The sequence below is a fragment of the Klebsiella pasteurii genome (assembly GCF_018139045.1).
Taxonomy (GTDB): domain Bacteria; phylum Pseudomonadota; class Gammaproteobacteria; order Enterobacterales; family Enterobacteriaceae; genus Klebsiella; species Klebsiella grimontii.
In genome coordinates this window covers 688,087-708,576 of record NZ_CP073236.1, presented here as the reverse complement: position 1 = coordinate 708,576, position 20,490 = coordinate 688,087, and the positions used below count along the sequence as shown (strand labels likewise).

Here is a 20,490-nt window from a genome sequence, read left to right as displayed (position 1 = left end):
GGATTACCTTCTCTTAATCGAACTGATAATATGTTCAGCCATTTTTTCTAATTCGTCCTTATCCATTGGCGGCTGATTTTTAAGCTGACGGCTGTCCTGCATAACATAGAGCAGTAAATCTGGTTCCAGGTTTCTGGCTTTATGATTGCCCTGCACATAAGCCGCATAGCCATAGTTAATATAATTCAGCCGGTTACTCACATGACCTTTATAGTCATATACTGGAACATTTTTGTATGTGCCTTTAACAAAAGTTCCGGTCCCGTCACGACCATCCATCTTAATTGAGCGCCACTTTGGTTTTATCAGCTCTTTTGAAGTTGCTCCCGCTTGGAAATCCCAGCTCCACAGCCAGGCCATGTAATCCTTCTCATTCAGGTCGTCTTCTTCTCCTGCCTGCGGATTCATCATCCCCAGGTCCTGGAAAAATATGGTCACATCTGGGTGATTTTTCAGACGGTAAGTGACGGCCATATTGCGTTTTTCATGTCCGGAATCCCCGGCGATAAAACCATAGGGTAAACAGAACCCCTGTTTTTCCGGAACTTCGTAGAGTTTGCGTGGCTGAAAACGTTTAAGCAATGAAAGCATCTCAGGTCTGCTTTTGTTCAGTTGCTCATCAAGTGATTGTACTTTATCTGCCTTTTTAAAAATAAACAGTCTGTTGCCATTGTTTACAAATAAAGAATAACCACCCGAATCAGTGGCTGAAAAAGCATTGTCGTAGTTATCGATACTGTACGCAAGTGATCTTTCAGCAATATCTTTTGGTAATACTGGAAGTTTCATTGATAATTTGTGGTTCCTTTTATCCCAGTAGTCCTGTATTCGATTGTCAGTACGCTCTTTAAATTCCTTTTCATATTTCAGCAAATCGATAGTCGATTTGTTTTCAGAGGAAACTACAACGTCATAATCTGCATAATGGAATACTGAGAATTGTGCCTGAACTGTGTCACCATTACTCTGATATCGATTTTCACCGAAAGATATTTTTGGAAACAAATAACGCGACACCAACGTGTTTTTTTGCCACGCTGGGTTTTCGAGTGGGTCAATGATTAAATTCACGGGATATAAAGCCACCTCCAAGCCATCAGGCAACAGCAACTGATAATAACCAATGCACTCACCCTTCCATTCCTGTGCAATAATACAATCAGAATAAACAAGGCAACCAAGTATAACAAGTGATGGTAGTCCCTTCATGCCTGATTTACCTCATTATTATCACCGGCACTGTTATCCGCTAACAGCTGTGTATCGTCAGCAGATACAGCATTGCTGGCAATGAGCCGCATATTATATCGAATCATGTTATTCTCTCCTTCGGTCCAGTATATAGGCAGAGCAGTGAAATAACCTTTAATTGCATGCAGGGAACCGTCGTTCTGAAATTTATAATTTCGCCAGAAAATCTCTGAGAAGGGCATGCTACTCCTTACAAAACTTTTAATCTTGTCACCCGTGTTCATTACTGGCCATATTGAGGCGGGTATTTCATTAGTTTTTGTGCTTTCGGCATCAGAAACAGAAGGTGTTATTTCAGCAGGATAGGGATGGCTGTCAATATAATTTTTCGGAATAAAATCAAACACTATTTCATAGGTCTCAGCATTTTTTTTCGCCAACATCTGAATCTTCTCCCAGCCTTTTTTCAGTGCCGGTTTATCCAGCACATCTGCACACTCTCCCGCTGCGCTGCCCAGCCATTTACGCCATGCATTTTGTCTCAATTCTCGCGCAAAGTTTCGGGTCGGTGCAGCAACGCCCGTCCCATCTAGGTCTGTATAACAATGGGCTGTATCGGATATGATTAAGTGCTTTCACCAGTGCACCAGCACTATTTCCTGAATAGTGTTGAACGTATGTATCGAGTATCCAGGCACAGCGCTGGCCCCGACGAGTTTCGCGATCAATAAGCGCTTCGCGTTCCACATTCCGGGACTCAGCCCCCACCTGCTCTGCTTTGTATGCAAACCGGCGCAGGGAGAAAAGCAGTCCCCAGAGACAGAAAGGCAATCCCAGGGCAGTAAACCAGAAAATAAAGCCAGTGCGTTCTGTCGTCCAGTTCCAGAGCGTTAGAGCAATCCCTACTGACATGACAAATGCCAGGAACAGCAGCCATCGGCGGGTATCAGGTCGTGGAACCTTCGCCGCCTTTTCAGGGATGGTATCAAGCAGGACTGGCATACTCAGGCAACCCTGGCAGGAGCAAAAGAACTGATCAATGTGCAGCCACAGCCACATCTATGACCGTGAAAGGCAACCGGGATCCCGTTATCAAGATAATCAGGGTTGCCTTCGATGATAGTTGTCGGACCATGTCCCGGTATCGGGCAGGAAACCATATCTCCTTTACGCGCCACGCCAATCCCACCAAATATCATGGTGCCAGAACAGGTCATGACTGAACCACCGTGAGTGGTCTTGTCGCCTTTTCGAATAATTTGCAACATTTGTATCTCCATTAATTTATTGCATACAGGGCAGAATAAATTAATATTTATTACTCAAGTGTCTCAATCCTGACCCAGAAAATAAGATGTAAACCTTTTTATAAATTTTATGTTTTCCTGCTAGGAACAATGATTCTCAAGTATGTATTTTTTACAGAGATCGCGTTTTTATACTTAAATGAATTATTTTTTGCATTATAATCAGATAAATTTAAATTATTGTCTAAAATCGCATTGGTATGAATATTCCCTTTTTTATCATATGTATATCCATATACTTTATAATAATCACCTTCGTCCATGCTTCCTCCCCAGGAGACCAGACCAATGATATTCATTCCTGAATTAATATCAATAAAAATAACAAATTACCTCATTAATAAAACCAAACACCAGGCGTTTTTTTGTGACACGACTAAGATAACTAATATTGTGTATCCGATTCGATTACTACGTCAGCACTATTATTTTTATACTTAATGGAATAGCGGATAGACTCATTTTCTTGTTCAATTATTATCTCTAGCGTGTTGCGATCAGTCCATTGATAAATGGTATATCCTCCATCAACAGGGTATTTAATATTTTTACTCGGCAACTTTTCCTTTAACGCATGTTGATAATGACTGAGCGCACGAATATTGGAATACACTTCAGCTATGGATTTATGACTAAACTGACAGCTATATTTACATCTTCCATCGTAGGCCGCGCCTACCGCAGCGTCTTTACAGTATTGCCAAAAATCAATTTTATCTTTATTCCCCGATGTTACATTCCCAGTTTTTTTCTTCATGAACACCACATAGTCTTGTTCAGAGAAAAACAAATTCCCCTTAGCCTCTATGAGTTCACTGTACGGTTCGGGACATTCTTCACCGGGCCTGAGAGATGTCAGGACAATAATATCATCCGTCAGAGGCATTCCTTCCTGTGAAAATAGTGCCTTATACATTGCCACCGTATCTTTAGAGTAAAAATAAGAAAGCAATGTTTTATTTATTCTCACGAAATTGATAGAGCAGATATTTCCTTTTTCCAGTAGGGAATTCTGAATGGTGAGAATGTTTGAATCAGTGACGATCTCAACCTGTCGAAACTGCGTTGTCAGATTGCGAACCCTGTCCGCATCCGTCATTCCTAAGACAGTAGAACTGGAGACTTTATCAAAAACCCATACATCCTTTGCCTCACTCACCTGGATACGAGCGCTAAATGATAAAACAAAGAGGATGTAAATCCATAATAGCTTTTTATTCACAATAGCATTCCTTGTATTACATTCTGTCAATGAGAAGAATCATAAACATTGTTATTGAATAAATCCCACTCTTTCCTACGGCGCGTCACCAGGCCAGTGGTACCATCATTGGTAATATCGAGGAATTCGTCCGCTGCACCAGCATAATCTCCGCTATTAAGTTTCGATTTGAGTAAAGGTGCTTTGCGTAAGGAACCGAGATTGAACAAAAGGCTTACCAACGCATCAAACTCGTACTGATAGAGATTCACCGTTACTGAACTCTTAAGTTCATTTACATATGTGGGCAGTCTTTCTTCAAAAAGTTCATCGGCGCGGGCACACGTGATGCCGTCTTTAAATTCGTCTGACAGAACGATATCCTCACACTTGCGCCTTGCAATTAAGTGACCATAACCAATGGTGCAATAGCCCTCTGAATCATTATAAGGTTTTGACTTAAATGACTCCCATCCTTTGATAAACGCTTTTCCTTCATCTGAAACCTGTAACTGGTTTATATCAATCCGGTTTCCATTTTTGACATTTTCACTGAAAGTGTTCTCGTAACCTTCGCGCAATATTTCCAACGGATCACGTAAGTCATTTCGTCTTCTGTAAGGGAGATCTAATGTATTGTTTGGAGGCGATTCAGACTCATTTCCAGGATAGTATTCAAAATGTAGCATATAAACAGTCTGCCCCGCTATAATGCTGGGATGCCTGTTTGTTTCTGGAGAAATCATTAAACCTGTTTTAGCTATTATACTACCTTGACTCACGTTATCCCCTACATTAACAGTAATACTATTAGGATCAACCTCTCCATAACGTGCAAAAAAACGTCTGTTATCATTCGTTTTATGCTCGATTGTTATTTGTGATGTTCCCATATAATAAGCTGTAATGCTTTTGACTGTTCCGTCACAAACAGCGACAACTTCTGTCGAAGGTTCTGTATACAAATCACGAGCAGCATGTTTACGACTCCCTCCGCTTCGATTTCGACCAAATATGGCCTGAGAGGCATTGCTGTCACTTAAAGATGCAGCCCAGTAATAATTTTTCCAGACTCCATTAATATCATTCTTCGGTTTGACTTTAAGCGGAAATATAATCAATTTCTGATCGTTTGAGACAGCATCTAAAAACACTACCGGATGCATATGCCACGGCTCCGGCCCCAGCGACACGCCCTTTTCCGACACCGCCTTCATCCACGTCATTTTATCCAGAAACGCTTCCAGATACGTTTTCCACAACGGCGCATCTGTGGTTAAGGTATCCAGGTATGTCTTCCACAGCGGGTCATCCTTGCCGTAATACCATTCACTGGCGTGCTTCGCAATCACACGGTATAAGCGGTCACGATAGGAGACATTATGCACCGCCTGAAGATACTCCTGCTCCGAGTAATACCCGTCATGGTTATCGTCTATCAACGCCAGCAATCGCTGGTAGTTATATTTGTTCAGGGCATGATTGGTGCGCGTTTCATCCTGTGCCGCTTTATACAACTGCTCCAGAATACCCTTCACCACGTTATTCGGTTGTTTTATTCCATCAATCAGGTCAAAACTTTCCGGAGCCTTATTCAGTGTGACAAATCCGAGCTCACCAAGCGCATACTGCGATACTTTCTGAACACTGGCTGCGGCCAGCCAGCCACCTTCAGGACGTATCTGATAATATGCCGCATCCTTGTTACTGCTCAGCGTATTCCCCTCAGCATCAACGCCAGGGACTTTTGCCAGTGTCAGAATACCCGATATCTTTGTTTTACGACTGCCCGCAACCATTCCCCGCTCACCCTTTTCAAACAATGGTGCATCAGCTTTCCAGGTCAGATACACCGGCGCATCCTCTCCTGCTCTTCCGGGATTAGTGATGAACGTCTCCATATCATCCATGCTCAGGCATTCTATATGTACCTGGTAGCGTGAGCGTTTGCCGTTTTCTTCCGGTAGCTGATAAAAGCCCATATGCCCAAGACTGTCTCCGGCATTGACCGCTACAGGCGCTGAAGGTACATACACATCATTAAAAACGGGTTCACTACCGGATGCTGCCGGTGCAACCGGCGTCAGACTGTCGCCGTCTGATACTACCCATACCCGATCGCCCTTTTTCAGCTTATCCTTATCCCGGCCCAGCGTGACCAGACTGAATGTTCTTGCTGCATCGCCAGGATTCTTACCTGGACGGATGACCTGCTGTGCGGTATTACTGGGTTCACCGGATGCCCGTTTACTGGATTAGCTTCATATAAAAGATGAAGGGATAGCTTTTATTCCCTGTTGCATTTGACCATACTCCTTTAAATTTCCCATTGTCTAACAGACCATCAAACGTTTCTATTCCTTCAGGGACAGAGGCTGACAGCGTCAGCTTCTTACCGTTCCGACGACCGGTTACATTTATTTTCTTCTTCATTTTTTCATAAAAATAAAAACCAGAAACGTTATTGTTATTATATTCGAGATACAGGCCTATTCTGAATTTTTCGTTTAACTTACCTATGTAATTAGTTGAGTCAGATGCAATATCACAGTCACTTAAACAACCAATATCATTCAAATTTATAGAATCAATATCTTTATTATCAAGCAAAATTACAGGAAGCTGTTTTTTTCAACACCATTAATAAATTGCGATAGATGAAATAAGATATCACTTCCTATATATTTATTTGGGGTGTATGCTAACTTAACTTGATTAACACATAATTCTGAGGCCACTTGTAACAATAAGCCATCTTTTTTTTCAGGGATTTTTCCTGCCGATGTACCACATTCCTTGCCAGACCATTTCTTTACGTTATTACTGAAATCAATAGAACTCTCAATATAATAATATGTTACAGGTGAAAGGACTTTGTTTTCATACTTAAATGTAATAAACTCTATAGCCTTGGTGTTATCAAAATACTCTTTTGAAAAAACATATCTGTCTCCATACTTTTGCAAAGAGACATTTTCTGTCGTTTCATTCATATCAAAATAAGGGAGTATTTTTTTCCATTTTCAGTATCTGCCAATTCAACTTTGTAAGATACATCATTAATATTCCGTTCCATTTTCATAAAAACATCGCAAGAAGTACTTCCCTTTAGAGAACAGTCAGTGACATCTAAGTCAGCGTCTGCATGTACATAAAAGGAGCATAAAGATAAAACAAGGCACAATGCACTACTACATTGTTTCATTTATTATCACCTCAAATAATTCAGCGTAATCTTTAAACTCGTCAGCTTTATCAGGAATACCATCTCGATAACCATTAATGATTAACCTTGCATTAAAGTAATCCTTTTTACCTGCTCCCAAATAAGTTTCTAATGTATGCCCAGCCCTGAAGTCACCATCTTTCATACCTTTCATCATAATTGAAACAGCCGTGCTAATTTCAAGACAAAGATCTGGATTGGTAACTATATCAATACCTGTTAATGATTTGAATTTCTCATAGGCAATTTTCCATGTTAACTGAACCAAACCACGCCCGCGATATTTATACCCATCACCAATATCTGTGTTGTGGTTCAATATAGCTCTTTGTCGGTTAGATGCCGTTGGACCTGAACCATAATCAACTTCCGCCTTGTCATATGAAATATTTTCACTAATTGGTTTGAAGAACAATTTCTGTCTATAGGCATAAGACTCTATTCTTATTGTAGCAAGCATATAAGAAACAAACTTTTCATTAAAATCGTAAAAATTCTCATAATATTGATTCTTCATTTCATTTAAAAGATTTCGCAATGACTCTTCAGAGTCCGGAGTCAATTCTGGGATTGTTATTTTAGTTCCTCGATCATAGAACCCAAAAACTACAGAATGTCTTTCTTTATACTTTTGAATGAATTTTTCGATATCAAACCATTTAGATGAACTATTCATCGCCTCCAAAAATATTATTGGATGCATATGCCACGGCTCCGGTCCCAGTGCCACACCCTTTTCCGACACTGCTTTCATCCACGTCATTTTATCCAGAAACGCTTCCAGATACGTTTTCCACAACGGCGCATCCGTGGTTAACGTATCCAGATAGGTCTTCCATAATTGATCGTCCTTGCCGTAGTACCATTCACTGGCATGCTTTGCTATCACCCGGTACAGATGATCACGGTAGGAAACATTGTGAATCGCCTGAAGGTACTCCTGCTCCGAGTAATACCCATCCTGGTTACTGTCAATCAACTCCAGCAGGCGCTTGTAGTTGTACTTATTGAGTGCATGGGTGGTCCGGGTTTCATCCTGTGCCACTTTATACAACTGCTCCAGAATCCCCTTCACCACGTTATTCGGTTGTTTTATTCCATCAATCAGGTCAAAACTTTCCGGTGCCTTATTCAGCGTCACAAACCCGAGCTCACCAAACGCATACTGTGATACCTTCTGAACATTGGCAGCGGCCAGCCAGCCACCTTCGGGGCGTATCTGATAGTATGCCGCATCCTTGTTATTGCTCAGCGTGTTCCCCTCAGCATCAACGCCTGGTACTTTTGCAAGCGTCAGGATCCCCGGAGCCTTTGTTTTTCGACCGCCTGATGTTATTCCGGTATCGCTCTTGTCAGATAATGGGGTATCGGCTTTCCAGGTCAGATACACCGGCGCATCCTCTCCTGCTCTTCCGGGATTAGTAATGAACTTCTCCATATTATCCATGCTCAGGCACTCTATGTACCTGGTAGCGCGAGCGTTTGTCGTTTTCTTCCGGTAGCTGATAAAAAACCATATGCCCGAGACTGTCTCCGGCATTGACCGGTGGAGGTGTCCAGGTATCGATAGCCTGCTGCAAGGCCAGCCACAGGCGTTGCCCCGGGTAATAACCCAGGCTGTAACGTAAAGGCTCTCCCTGACGCTGCCAGCGTTCAAGCAGGAGCGCATCCTGTTTCAGCGCGCCCAGTGATTCCGCTTTAGGCCGGTAATGATCCATGGGAATGGCATTCCAGCGCTGTAAATCGGTACTCACCTGACGGATAAGGTCACGATTATTGAGCGCAGAAATACCCAATGCAGTCAGGGCACACAGCCACATCAGCAGGATCAGGCGACGGGTACGGGCGCCCCCCTGCACAGTTGATGCAAAAGGTGCCAGCAGCGGCAGAACCGCATCCGGAAACAAACTTGTCGGATTTGTCTGCCCTGGTTTTCGGGAAAACTGCAAACAGGTGCGGGAATAGAGCCAGTCGGCCCAGACTGACTGTGCTTCAGGAAGGACGGTACCGAGGCGCATTGCCACGGAAAATGCTCGTTCAGGGGGCGTTAACCGGTCAGGCTTCTCCAGCTCATCAGTCAGGGTATGACGGATAAAGGAAAACGCCTGACTGATCGCTGGCAGCGTCACGATATTGTCTTCCGCCTGCTGCCAGTCGATGAAAGCCTGCGGCGAATCATTTACCGGACAGACAATCGGCTTATCATCCCGAACGATTATCCAGGGCGTTTCTGGCCCGGAAAATTCTGCACTCAACACAACCGGTAGTGTGAAACCCGTCAGGGATTTAATCTGCTTACACTGCTGGCGGAGCGTTTTCAGTGTGGAACGAAGAACGGCGTCATCCTGATGATGATCTGGCAGGCAGCGGTACATCACCGAGAGCTGACCGACCTGGCGCGGGAATTGCGTCTGGATACTGCGGACAACGTCGGTTAACCGGTTGACGTCACCGGCCCGCAGCCACCATCCCTGGGCTGTTTTACGCAGAGGACTTCCCGGAAACAACGCTTCCAGCATGTCACCACACACCAGTACAACGGGTCCCCGGGTGTCGTGTAATGGCAGTTCAGCAGCCGGGAGGGTAACGTCGGATACTGGCTCCTCACGCCGAAGATTTTTAAAAACATACCAGCCTGCCAGAAGGAGAATCAGCAGAGTGATCAGGCCTTTAAAAACGTTGCCAGCCGGGATGAAATACCACAGCAACCACAGCAACCACAGCACCGTGGCAACGGCTGCTAAGGTGTGCAGGGCTACCGGAATGATGACTGATCTACGCATTAGCCGTGCAGCTCCGGTATTTGTGCTGACAACAGAGCCTGAAGCCACAGATGGCCCCCCCACCAGATAACCCCGGTAAGAATGACGGCGAGCACTATCCAGAACCAGACTGAGCGTATCAGACTCCAGCGATGTTTCCCCATCCGGTGAACAACCAGAGACAGGTCTGCATCAGGCGGAGAAACCCGCTCGGAAAGGGCTTTCACTACCTCATCCCGCTGCGACTGGCTGACCGCCTTCAGGCTGTATAATCCTTGAAAGCCCAGCGCAATCACACGGTGATAGCAGGTTAAAACAGCCGGATTCGGTGAGGGCTGACGCAGAATCTCTGCAATGCGATCCCATAACGCTTCACCTGCCCGGAGTGAGCCAAAAAAACGGGCCTGCAGCGGAGCTTTACGCCAGGCCATTTGGCCTTCATCAACTTTCGGCTCCTCTCCTTCTTCGCTTTTTTTGGGCTTACGGCTCATCACCGTTTCGTCCAGCAGGGCACATTGTGCGTAGGAAATATGCTCCACACTGGCGTCGTCATAACCAGCACGCTCCAGCGCTTCCCGCACACTTTCAACCTGTTTAACGCATTTATTGTAAAGCGCAGTACCATCAAGCGTGACGGCGCCTTTCTTAAGCATGGTGACGGTGAGCCACGTCTCCGTCATCAGCTGGTCGATATCGATATCCTGTCTCATGAGCGCAATACCGCAAACAGTTCAAGTTCCAGGGCACCAAGTAACTCAGGCACATAGAACATACACACCCCCTGCTCCTGCATTTCATGCGCAGCGGGGCTTTCCATATCAAGGGCGAAGTACTGGTTTTCCATGCGTACAGGTAACGCTGCCGGGACCCTGCTCACCGGGATCAAAGGGATCCCCTTGAGTGCCACACCATAGATCTCGCGGACATCATCAGGTGAACCCGCCTGACAGAGTGCAGGGAATTTCTCGGCGACCTGCCAGGCCGGAATATCCGAGCGCACAGAGAGATAAAGGTCGGCCTCTTCACGCAGGCGGATATCGTGGAGGCTGGCCTTCCAGGTCTGTCCGTCCGGTCGGGACATTTCCAGAGCAATGACCCGGGATGGCAGACTCGCTTCCAGCAAACCCGTTATCAGGTCAAACAGCGGTGGAAATGCGTTGGCCGGTTCCTCGTGGTCATAGCCCGGTATGGCGTCAAGATCATGGTCCAGAGAAAAAGTCAGCATACTGCCTGCCAGACGAGCGAGCTCCGCCCACACCTGTTCTGGTGAACGGGAAGGAAAACGTTCGTATTCTGTCAGCACTCTGGCGTGAGAATTCAGTGCATTCAGCAACCAGAAAAGGGAAACATCGGCGACGGCAAAATCGGCGAGCCTTTCGTTGCTTTCACGACGCATAGTCATCAGACGCTGGCGTCGGGAGCGTAACTGGCGATTGAGCAACACCAGACGTTCGCGAAGGACCGGGCTTGCCCCAAATGAGGCGACTGGAGGAATAAAAGACGGATCCTGTCGCCACGCATTTTGCCCATCCCGGATCAGTCTTGCTACCGGGCAGACTTTCCAGGAATCATTGCTTTCATGGGCAAACCGGATGGTGAAATTAAACCGGGCAACGGCCATGGACTCTTCTTCAGAGCCAAAGGCATCCTGCAATGTCACCCACTCTTCGCGATAGCGAAGCGGCCGATCTGAATTGACGCCTTCCAGTTCAATGTTGATCACACCTGGCTGCATGTGAGGCAGGGCAATGACGACAGTTACCGCATCACGGCCAGCCAGCTGGCTGGCATCTAACTCACGCGGCGCCGGAGGCAGATCGCTCCTTTGCGCATCAATAAGAGTTCCATCTTCTAGCCAGAGGCGTAACTGCGTAATCTGGATCAGGCCGGACGAAAGAAGAGTGTCATTAAACTCAATCTTTTCCACACCCCAGGGGAATGGGGATGCCAGCGCTGATACGCCGGCACTGCGAAAAGACTCCCATTCAGCCTGCTGCTGGAACTGTTGAGGAGACAATAAAGCCCCCTCATTCCACAGTGGACGATAAATTTTCATCCCTGATTTCCCCTCGCCTTACGATTTGGCTTTCGGCATTTGAGAAACCAGCGACAGGTTGACGTCCATCCCTTCCACCTGGAAGTGCGGCACCGCGAACAGCTTCACGCGGAAGAATCCCGGGTTGTCCTCAATGTCTTCCACCACCACCTTCGCGTCGCGCAGCGGGTGAGAGGCCTGCAGCTCGTCGCCCGGGTCGGTCATCTCGGTGACCAGGCCGCGAACCCAGGTGTTGAGCTCCAGCTCCAGCAGACGACGATCCTTGGTGGTGCCGATATTTTCTCGCTGGATAAGCTTCAGGTAGTGCGCAATGCGCGACAGCAGGAAGATGTACGGCAGGCGGGCATTGATGCGGCTGTTGGCGGTGGCGTCGGCGGTGTCGTACCGCGCCGGCTTCTGGGTGGAGTTCGCCGAGAAGAAGCAGGCGTAGTCGCGATTCTTGTAGTACGACAGCGGGATAAGACCGAGGCTGGCGAACTCAAACTCGCGGGTTTCCGGGATCATCACCTCTGACGGGATCTTCACCTGGTTGCCGGTGCCCAGATCATAAAGGTGGATCGGCAGATCTTTCACCGCCCCGCCCGCCTGCGGGCCGCGGATCTGCACGCACCAGCCATTATTGATAAAGCTTTTCACCATGTTGGCGGCAAAGGAGAACGACGCGCTGGTCCACAGGTATTTCTCGTGGTCCGGGCCTTTCACCTGCTCGACGTAGTTGAAGCTACGCACCGGCACGGTGTCCGGACCATACGGCAGCCGGCCCAGCACGCGCGGCATCACCAGACCGATATAGCGCGCATCGTCAGTGTCGCGAAAGGATTTCCACTTGATGTATTCGGCGCGGTCGAAGTAGTTGCCGATATCTTTGATGGCGGCGACCTCTTCCATGGAATCTTTCAGGAAGAAGGCCGGACCGACGGCGCCGATAAACGGCATATGCGCCGCGGCTGAGACTTTAGAGATGTTGCGCAGCAGCGCCACGTCCTGCGGGCTGGCGTCGAACTCGTAAGCGGAGATCACCGACCCAATGGGCTCGCCGCCGGGGGTGTCGTACTCTGCGGTGTAGGTGTGCCAGTAGAGGCCGCTCTGGATCAGCTCCGGCGCGTCTTCGAAGTCCTGACGTAGATCGTCTTTCGAGACGTCCAGAATTTCGGTTTTCACGTTCTGTCGGTAGTCGGTGCTGTCCACCAACTGCTTCAGACCGCGCCACTGGGATTCCACTTTCTGGAACGCTTCGTGGTGCATGACCGCATCCAGCTGGCGGCTAATCTGGTAGTCCAGTTCCGCGATATGGCGATCGATCAGGGTTTTGTCGAGCTTCTCCACCGGCTGGCCGGACTTGCGGATGCAGTCCATAAACACCTGCATCGCCGCCGTCAGACGTTCGCCCGCCGGGGCGTCAGACAGCGCGGCATCATCCAGAAAGTTGTTAATATCCCCCAGGCGGGACGCCGGGGTCAGGTTGATTTTTTCAAACAGGGAGGCGTACACGCCCTCTTTTTCCAGTACAGCGGTCTGCCCATGCGTAGAGGCGGTTTCAGTATTTACAGACATCAGCATATTCCCGGTTAATCCATTAAATAACGCACGCCGTTTATTTCGGGGCCAGTGCACTCATTTCATCGCGTAACTCCTGAGACAGCGCCGGGTCTTTGAGGATCTTTTCGAGCTCTTTTCGGAAAGTGGCGTTATCCAGAAGGTTGGATTTGAGGTCACGTAATAAATTACGCATCGCCAGCATGGCGCGAAGCTGCGGAATTTGACGGGCAACCTGCTCAGGCTCGAAGTCTTTCATATCAGCGAAGTTCAGCTTAATGCTTTCCTCCGTGCCGTCTCCGGCCAGCGTGTTCTGCACGGTCAGGTTTATTTCCGGGTTGAATTCCGCAAGGACGCTGTTGAAGTTATTTTTGTTGATATTGATTTTTTCTCTGTCAGATAATGGTCGGTCCTCTTTACCATTACTGAAATCACCGAGGGTGAGAAGCTTCAGCGGCAGCTCGACTTTTTTCTGCGCGCCCCCTGTATGCAGAGCCAGCTTTAAATTAATGCGTGCCTTTGGCACTTCATTCTGGAAACTATCAGCCATAGCGGTCCCTTCCCTTGAGGAATATTTGTTAAAAATAACGACGTTTGATGACAAAACCATAGTAGAGCAAATCATCAGAAAATATCAACCCGTCAGTTCTAAAGTCCAATATAAGACTTCCCTTAAGGATTTTAATCCAAATGTAAAAACCAAAGCATCAGACGAACAAAGCCAATATGAAACACCCAGCGTTTACTTACAATAAAGAAAGGATTTACGCCCGCCTTATGAATAGATAATGAATTCACATCTCAACACATCTGTTCAATTGATGAAAATCAATGTGTAACGGTAATAATTATTATTCCATCGCTGAAAATACGCCTGACAAAAGAAATAAAGATCGAATTCTTTTTTTATCGTTTGCAAGCCATGAATGTTCCCTGAACCAGACGTTAATATAGTCATAAAAAATGTCAGACAGGATTGGTATAAAAACCACAAATAATCCCCCTCAAATATTCCTCTTTGATTATTAGACCTGACAAGGCATTAAGACTCAGTGAGCGCAATGAAATATTAGTAATCCATTCACCCGGTATATTTAAATACGGCAGACAATAATGCTCATCGCTCATTAATCCCTTCCCTGCGCCCGTTCGAAAGCGGCGCGCCCGCCTGCCGCCAGCCAGGTCGTAAAGGATTACAGCTGCGGATTCATTGTTTTGTTGTCCAGAGCCGAGTTGCGGTTCGCATTCCCTCTCCCGCCAGGCTATATCTTAGACACCTTTCTTCATACAGGAGTGAATATGATGGGCAAAAAGATTCTGATGCTGGTGGGCGATTACGCCGAAGATTACGAGACCATGGTGCCGTTTCAGGCACTACAAATGATTGGTCATCAGGTTGATGCGGTCTGTCCTGACAAAATCAAAGGCGACTACATTATGACCGCCATCCATGACTTTGACGGCGCCCAGACTTACAGCGAGAAACCCGGCCACCGCTTTGTTCTCAACGCCGATTTTGCAAGCGCGAAAGAAGCGGATTATGACGCGCTGTTGATCCCCGGCGGACGGGCGCCAGAATATCTGCGCCTGAATGCGGAAGTGCTTAAACTGGTGCAGGCATTTGACGCAGCGCGTAAACCTATTGCTGCCGTTTGCCACGGCCCTCAGCTGTTGGCGGCTGCGGGGGTATTAAAAGGCCGCACCTGCAGCGCCTATCCGGCCTGCGCGCCGGAAGTGCGGCTCAGCGGTGGACATTTTGCCGACATCGGTATCGATCAGGCGCATATTGACGGCAATCTGGTTACCGCCCCCGCCTGGCCCGCCCATCCGCAATGGCTGGCGAAATTTGCCGAATTGCTGCGGTAAAAAAACAACCGGATAACTGCCTCGATGAAGATTATTTGAAGGAGGAGCTGGCGCTAAAATCGCGCCAGCTACGGGTTTAAATATCAGTACCCATCAGTGCTTCACGATATACATTGTGCGGCTATAGGCCACGTCCTCCGGATTGGCTATCGGATACCCTTTCAGCCATGGTTTAATCAGACGCCCGTTGGTGTACTGATAAATCGGCGCGATGGGCGCTTTCGCCATAATGATTTTTTCCGCCGCGTTGTAATCGTCATTGCGCGCTTTTTCCGACGTTTCCAGCGCCGCCTGGGTCAGAATTTTGTCGTAGGCCGGATCGTTGAAACGGGAGATATTGCCGCTATGGGTTGAGGTCAGCAGCGACAGGAAAGTCGACGGTTCGTTGTAATCCCCCACCCACGAGGCGCGGATCACATCGAAATTGCCGGTATTGCGGCTGTCGATATAGGTTTTCCACTCCTGGTTTTGCAGCTTCACGTCAACGCCCAGATTTTTCTTCCACATGGAAGCCACCGCAATCGCGATCTTCTGGTGGTTCTCCGAGGTGTTGTACAGCAGCGTCAGCTTCAGCGGACGGTTCGGACCGTAGCCCGCCGCCTGCAGCAGCGCTTTTGCCTGGGCATTCAGTTCGGCCTGGCTCATGCTTTCGATTTGCGTCGGCTGCGGAGTAAAGCCTGCGGTCACATCCGGAGTAAAGCGCCAGGCCGGTTTCTCGCCGGTACCCAGAATTTTCTCCGCCATCAGACGACGATCGATAGTCATGCTAAGCGCCAGGCGGACGCGCTCATCGGCGGTTGGCCCTTTCTGAGTGTTAAAGGCGTAATAATAAGTTCCCAGCTGCGGCGGAGTATAAACCTGCCCCGGTATATCCTTCAGCAGCTTCTGATACAGATTTTTCGGGAACGACTCGGTGATATCGATATCGCCGGCCAGATAACGTTTGGTGGCCGCTGATTCCTGGTTAATGGGCGTAAATGTGACCTGCTGGATCACCGTTTTGTCGTTATCCCAGTAGTGCGTATTGGGGACCACTACCAGCTTTTCATTCACCACGCGATCTTTTAGGACATACGCGCCGTTGCCAATCAGGCTTCCCGGACGCGTCCAGTTGTCGCCGCTCTCCACGTTAGCTTTTTGCACCGGATAGAAAGCAAAGCTCGCCGTCAGATTGCTGAACCACGGCAGCGGTTTATCCAGCTGCACGCGCAAGGTACGCGCGTCAACGGCGGTAACGCCGAGGGTATCCGGCGCGGCTTTACCATCAATAATATTTTGCGCATTAGCGATTCCGGCCAGCGCAGCAAACCAGGCAAAAGGGGATGTGGTTTTGGGATCAACCAGCCGCCGCCAGCTATAAACAAAATCCTCTGCCGTTACCGGCGTTCCGTCGGACCAGCGGGCGTTATCGCGCAGGGTAAATGTCCAGACGCGATTATCATTGCTCTGCCAGCGAGTCGCCACGCCCGGGATCAGGTTGCCTTTCTCGTCCTGATTGACTAAACCTTCAAAAAGATCGCGGATAACCTGAATTTCAGGCAGACCGACGGCTTTCGCGGGATCTAAGGAGGCGGGCTCGTCTTTAATATGCCGCACCAGCACCTGGTTTTCGGCTAAAACAGTGCCCGGCGGAACATCAGCCGCCCAGGCAAGAGAAGAGACGCTGGCTAACCACAGCGCGCCGCATGTCAATGTGACAGGATACTTCATAAGATCCCCTTTAAAATAAAAAAACCAGAGCTGGCAGTGCGATAATTATTTGTTTCATCACCTGAAATTGCAAACGGCTTGTGAAAGAAAGTTGACGTCTATGCTGATTTCACTATCGCTGGAAACTATTTGATTCCGGGACGGTTTTACACAACACTGCTGAAAAATAACCTGATAACAGGATGCCCTATGCCCGTTTCTCGTCCTCGCCCTCAGCGCGGTGATTTTCCGCCAGGAACACAACGCTACGGCCAGTCTCACCTTGGCGCGCCGCTGCTGTGGTTCCCGGCGCCGCTGGCCGATAGCCGTAGCGGCCTGATCCTTGCCGGAACCCACGGCGATGAAGGCTCATCCATAGTCACGCTTTCCTGCGCGCTGCGTACGCTCAAACCCGAGCTGCGCCGTCATCATGTGGTGCTGGCGGTCAACCCGGACGGCTGCCAGCTGGGGCTGCGCGCTAACGCGCGCGGGATCGACCTGAACCGGAATTTTCCGGCGGCGAACTGGAAAGAAGGCGAAACGGTTTATCGCTGGAACAGCGCGGCGGAACAGCGCGATGTGGTTCTGCTCACCGGCGAAAAACCCGGCTCAGAACCGGAAACCCAGGCGCTGTGCCAGCTTATCCACCAGATCCACCCCGCGTGGGTGGTCTCGTTTCACGATCCGCTGGCCTGTATTGAAGATCCCGGCCATAGCGAACTGGGTCAATGGCTCGCCGATGCGTTTAGCCTGCCGCTGGTGGGCAGCGTCGGCTATGAAACGCCCGGCTCCTTTGGCAGCTGGTGCGCGGATATCGGCCTGCCCTGCATTACCGCCGAATTCCCGCCGATATCCGCCGACGAGGCGACCGATAAATACCTGGCGGCAATGACGGACCTGCTGCACTGGCACTCTCAAAGATGAAGCACGCCGGTGCTGAAATGCAGCGCCGGCTCGACGTCCACCGCCAGCCAGGTCGGGCCATCGAGGTCGGCAAAACGGACCTGCGGCGCCAGCGCTAGCGCCGCGCTGATGGCTCTGGAAGTACACAGCATACAGCCCAGCATTCGCGCAAATCCCAGGCGCTCCGCCTCCTGCGCCAACAGCAGCGCTTCGGTCAGGCCGCCGGTCTTATCAAGCTTGATATTGACCATCTCATAGCGGCCGCGCAGCGCCGCCAGGCTGTCGCGAGTATGGCAACTCTCATCGGCGCAAATGGGCAGCGGGTGGATAAAATTCTCCAGCGCCTCGTCGGCCCCAGCCGGGAGCGGCTGTTCCAGCATCGCCACGCCGATATCCGCCAGCAGCTGGCAACGCTCGGCCAGGCCATCGCCGCGCCAGGCTTCGTTAGCATCCACGATGAGCGTGGCCTGCGGAACCGCTTCACGAATGGCAATCAACCGCTCGCTAATCAGATGATCGTCAAGCTTCACTTTCAGCAACGTAGCCCCTTTTTCCCACAGCGCCGCCGCGCTGGCCGCCATCTGCTCCGGCGTGCCGATAACCACCGTTTGCGCCGTCACCACCCGGTTGGGCAGCGTCACGCCCAACATCTGCGCGATGCTCTTACCCACGCTTCGCGCCTGCCAGTCCCAGAGCGCGCAGTCCACGGCGTTACGCGCGGCCCCTGGCGGCAGCAGGCGCTGGATCTCCTCGCGGGAAACGCCGCGCTCAATCTGTTCGCCAATTGCCATAATCTGCGCCATCACCGAAGCAATACTCTCCCCGTAACGAGGATAGGGCGTGCACTCGCCTGTACCCTTGACACCATTCTCTTCAATTTCCACCACCACGACTTTTGCCTCGCTGCGGCTGCCGCGGGCAATCACAAACGGGGTATGTAACGGCCAGGCTTCTTCATAGACTCGCAGATTTCGCATTCCCTGAACCTCGCAGGTAAGTATTAAAAGGATTTGCCGTGCTGCTGACGGATGTCATACACTAGCCGCGACGTTAACTATATGTAAACAGGAAGATAACCATGTCACAAACCGTGCATTTCCAGGGCAACCCCGTTTCTGTTCAAGGCACCATTCCGCAGGCAGGCGCTAAAGCGCAGCCGTTTACGCTGGTGGCCAAAGATCTCTCTGACGTCGCGCTGAGCCAGTTCGCAGGCTCCCGTAAAGTGCTGAATATTTTCCCAAGCATCGATACCGGCGTTTGCGCGGCATCGGTACGTAAATTCAACCAGCTGGCGTCTGAACTGAACAACACCGTCGTGCTGTGCATTTCCGCTGACCTGCCTTTCGCTCAGTCTCGCTTCTGCGGCGCTGAAGGCCTGAACAACGTTGTGACTCTGTCCACCCTGCGCGGCGCGCAGTTCCTGGCCGACTACGGCGTCGCTATCTCCGCGGGCCCGCTGGCCGGCCTGGCGGCGCGCGCTGTGGTCGTGATTGATGAAAACGACCAGGTTGTTTACAGCCAGCTGGTGAATGAAATCACCGAAGAGCCGGACTACGACGCCGCCCTGGCCGCGCTAAAAGCGTAATAACGCCACAGGCCACGTAAGCCCTCGTTAACCGGGGGCTTTTTTATTCCCGCGCCGCATAGCGGGAGATAAAGCGCGCAATCGCCGGCCCGGTCAGTAAGATGGTGAACAAGCGCAGCGTCTGCATCGCCATAATAAACGACATATCCGCTCGCGTACCGGCGGCGATAATCGCCACCGTGTCCAGCCCGCCCGGACTGGTCGCCAGATAGGCGGTCATAAAGTCCAGCGGCAAAACCTGCGTCAGCCCAAAAGCCATCAGCGCGCACAGCAGGATCAGGCCAATAATCGATGCGAGGATCTGCGGCAGGGTTTTGAGCGCCAGCAGGAAAATCTGTTTATTAAACTTTAGACCAACGCTCCAGCCAACGGCGGCATAAGCCAGCGCCAGCAGCCACTCAGGAAGTTCAAGCTGCAGCCAACCTTCCCCCTGCGCCAGCGCCCCGATCACCATCGGGAAGAGCATCGCGCCGGATGGAAAGCGCAGCCGCAGCCCCAACCACCCTGCTGCCGCCGTCAGCAGCAGCGTGAACGGTAGCTGCCAGCTTATCGGAGGAAACCAGGCGACCTGCTGAGTCATCTCCTGCGCTTCACCGCCGAGCGCGACGCGAACGACCAGCGCCGCGGCCCCCGCGACAAACAGCACCCGCAGATACTGCATCAACGCCACCAGCCGGACATCTGCGCCGTACTCCTGAGCCATAATCACCATCGCCGAAGCGCCGCCCGGCGAACTCCCCCACGCCCCGGTGGCGCCAGGCAGATCGCTGTAGCGCACCAGCAGCCATCCCGCCAGCGCGCTGATAGCGAGCGTAGAAAAGAGAATCAACAGCACCAGCGCCCAGTTCGCCAGCAGGACGCCGAAAATGGAGGGCGTCAGGCTGCGGGCGATCATGCAGCCGATAATCGCCTGGGCGGCGATAAAAAAGGGACGGGGTACACGAATTTCCGCGCCGCGCAGGCTGAGGATGATTCCGGCAATCATCGGCCCCAGCAGCAGTGCGGCGGGAAGATGAAACCAGAACAATATAAAAGAGAGCGCGCTGGAGAGTACCAGCAGTTTCATCCATTGAAAAAAATCACTACGCCAGATCCGCATGCGTATTCCTGCCAAAAAGAGGGTAAAGACGAAGTATATACAGAATCATTCTACACCTGGACCCCGCCC

At 50.0% G+C, this 20,490-nt stretch carries 19 protein-coding genes and 2 pseudogenes; 3 read left to right on the top strand and 18 right to left on the bottom strand.

Annotation, left to right across the window (positions count from 1 at the left end; genetic code table 11):
- Window positions 1-3 precede the first annotated feature (3 nt).
- The 15 genes and pseudogenes from KCG39_RS03340 to tssB all read right to left on the bottom strand — a co-directional run bounded on the left by KCG39_RS03340 (window position 4) and on the right by tssB (window position 13,829).
- Complete coding sequence (locus KCG39_RS03340; protein ID WP_176690186.1) at window positions 4-1,209, bottom strand: T6SS immunity protein Tli4 family protein; 1,206 nt, start codon at window positions 1,207-1,209, stop codon at window positions 4-6.
- Entirely contained in the window at window positions 1,206-1,679 is a 474-nt protein-coding gene (locus KCG39_RS03335) for a hypothetical protein (RefSeq protein WP_176690187.1), read from the bottom strand. The genes KCG39_RS03340 and KCG39_RS03335 overlap by 4 nt, the downstream gene beginning before the upstream one ends.
- A 139-nt stretch (window positions 1,680-1,818) precedes the next feature.
- A pseudogene (locus KCG39_RS27725) lies at window positions 1,819-2,193 on the bottom strand (hypothetical protein); the annotation flags it as partial.
- Between the two features lie 2 nt (window positions 2,194-2,195).
- On the bottom strand, window positions 2,196-2,459 hold the full coding sequence (locus tag KCG39_RS03330; protein ID WP_142445347.1) for a PAAR domain-containing protein: 264 nt from the start codon (window positions 2,457-2,459) through the stop codon (window positions 2,196-2,198).
- A 107-nt stretch (window positions 2,460-2,566) separates the two neighbouring features.
- On the bottom strand, window positions 2,567-2,761 hold the full coding sequence (locus tag KCG39_RS03325; protein ID WP_142446084.1) for a hypothetical protein: 195 nt from the start codon (window positions 2,759-2,761) through the stop codon (window positions 2,567-2,569).
- Between the two features lie 122 nt (window positions 2,762-2,883).
- Window positions 2,884-3,720 carry a hypothetical protein gene (locus tag KCG39_RS03320; RefSeq protein ID WP_196564930.1) on the bottom strand — a complete coding sequence of 279 codons (837 nt, stop codon included), beginning with the start codon at window positions 3,718-3,720 and terminating at the stop codon, window positions 2,884-2,886.
- Between the two features lie 26 nt (window positions 3,721-3,746).
- Entirely contained in the window at window positions 3,747-5,681 is a 1,935-nt protein-coding gene (locus KCG39_RS03315; RefSeq protein ID WP_228299428.1) for a glycoside hydrolase family protein, read from the bottom strand.
- A gap of 265 nt (window positions 5,682-5,946) precedes the next feature.
- Window positions 5,947-6,309, bottom strand: coding sequence for a hypothetical protein (locus KCG39_RS03310; RefSeq protein WP_211811549.1), 363 nt, complete (start codon window positions 6,307-6,309; stop codon window positions 5,947-5,949).
- Between the two features lie 2 nt (window positions 6,310-6,311).
- The gene (locus KCG39_RS03305; protein ID WP_211811548.1) at window positions 6,312-6,692 is read right to left on the bottom strand and encodes a hypothetical protein; all 381 of its coding nucleotides are present in this window, start codon (window positions 6,690-6,692) and stop codon (window positions 6,312-6,314) included.
- A gap of 198 nt (window positions 6,693-6,890) precedes the next feature.
- The gene (locus KCG39_RS27980) at window positions 6,891-8,372 is read right to left on the bottom strand and encodes a hypothetical protein (RefSeq protein WP_228305850.1); all 1,482 of its coding nucleotides are present in this window, start codon (window positions 8,370-8,372) and stop codon (window positions 6,891-6,893) included.
- A gap of 97 nt (window positions 8,373-8,469) precedes the next feature.
- Window positions 8,470-9,708 (bottom strand): annotated as a pseudogene (locus KCG39_RS27975) (OmpA family protein); the annotation flags it as partial.
- A complete protein-coding gene (gene tssL, locus KCG39_RS03290) occupies window positions 9,708-10,397 on the bottom strand; it encodes a type VI secretion system protein TssL, short form (RefSeq protein WP_142468574.1) in 690 nt (229 codons plus the stop codon). The gene tssL and the pseudogene KCG39_RS27975, both read right to left, overlap by 1 nt.
- Window positions 10,394-11,743, bottom strand: coding sequence for a type VI secretion system baseplate subunit TssK (tssK, locus tag KCG39_RS03285; RefSeq protein WP_142473406.1), 1,350 nt, complete (start codon window positions 11,741-11,743; stop codon window positions 10,394-10,396). Before tssK ends, tssL begins: the two co-directional genes overlap by 4 nt.
- A gap of 18 nt (window positions 11,744-11,761) precedes the next feature.
- Entirely contained in the window at window positions 11,762-13,297 is a 1,536-nt protein-coding gene (tssC, locus tag KCG39_RS03280; RefSeq protein ID WP_211811547.1) for a type VI secretion system contractile sheath large subunit, read from the bottom strand.
- Between the two features lie 40 nt (window positions 13,298-13,337).
- Complete coding sequence (gene tssB, locus KCG39_RS03275; protein ID WP_142445359.1) at window positions 13,338-13,829, bottom strand: type VI secretion system contractile sheath small subunit; 492 nt, start codon at window positions 13,827-13,829, stop codon at window positions 13,338-13,340.
- Between the two features lie 752 nt (window positions 13,830-14,581).
- On the opposite strand from tssB, the gene KCG39_RS03270 reads away from it, so the two are divergent.
- On the top strand, window positions 14,582-15,145 hold the full coding sequence (locus tag KCG39_RS03270; protein ID WP_112166433.1) for a DJ-1/PfpI family protein: 564 nt from the start codon (window positions 14,582-14,584) through the stop codon (window positions 15,143-15,145).
- Window positions 15,146-15,238: 93 nt separating this feature from the next.
- Here the strand turns inward: KCG39_RS03270 and KCG39_RS03265 are convergent, their stop codons facing one another.
- A complete protein-coding gene (locus tag KCG39_RS03265) occupies window positions 15,239-16,855 on the bottom strand; it encodes a peptide ABC transporter substrate-binding protein (RefSeq protein WP_004121195.1) in 1,617 nt (538 codons plus the stop codon).
- Between the two features lie 189 nt (window positions 16,856-17,044).
- Here KCG39_RS03265 and mpaA point away from each other — a divergent pair, with 189 nt between their 5' ends.
- A complete protein-coding gene (gene mpaA, locus KCG39_RS03260) occupies window positions 17,045-17,758 on the top strand; it encodes a murein tripeptide amidase MpaA (RefSeq protein WP_004121196.1) in 714 nt (237 codons plus the stop codon).
- Here the strand turns inward: mpaA and ycjG are convergent.
- Window positions 17,749-18,714, bottom strand: a complete 966-nt coding sequence (ycjG, locus tag KCG39_RS03255) for an L-Ala-D/L-Glu epimerase (RefSeq protein ID WP_142467971.1) — start codon at window positions 18,712-18,714, stop codon at window positions 17,749-17,751. The two genes, mpaA and ycjG, sit on opposite strands and share 10 nt — an antisense overlap.
- 101 nt (window positions 18,715-18,815) lie before the next feature.
- On the opposite strand from ycjG, the gene tpx reads away from it, so the two are divergent.
- On the top strand, window positions 18,816-19,322 hold the full coding sequence (gene tpx, locus KCG39_RS03250; protein ID WP_004101479.1) for a thiol peroxidase: 507 nt from the start codon (window positions 18,816-18,818) through the stop codon (window positions 19,320-19,322).
- Between the two features lie 43 nt (window positions 19,323-19,365).
- Here tpx and KCG39_RS03245 read toward each other — a convergent pair whose 3' ends face one another.
- Window positions 19,366-20,421 carry an AbrB family transcriptional regulator gene (locus KCG39_RS03245; RefSeq protein ID WP_049114321.1) on the bottom strand — a complete coding sequence of 352 codons (1,056 nt, stop codon included), beginning with the start codon at window positions 20,419-20,421 and terminating at the stop codon, window positions 19,366-19,368.
- Between the last annotated feature and the right edge of the window lie 69 nt (window positions 20,422-20,490).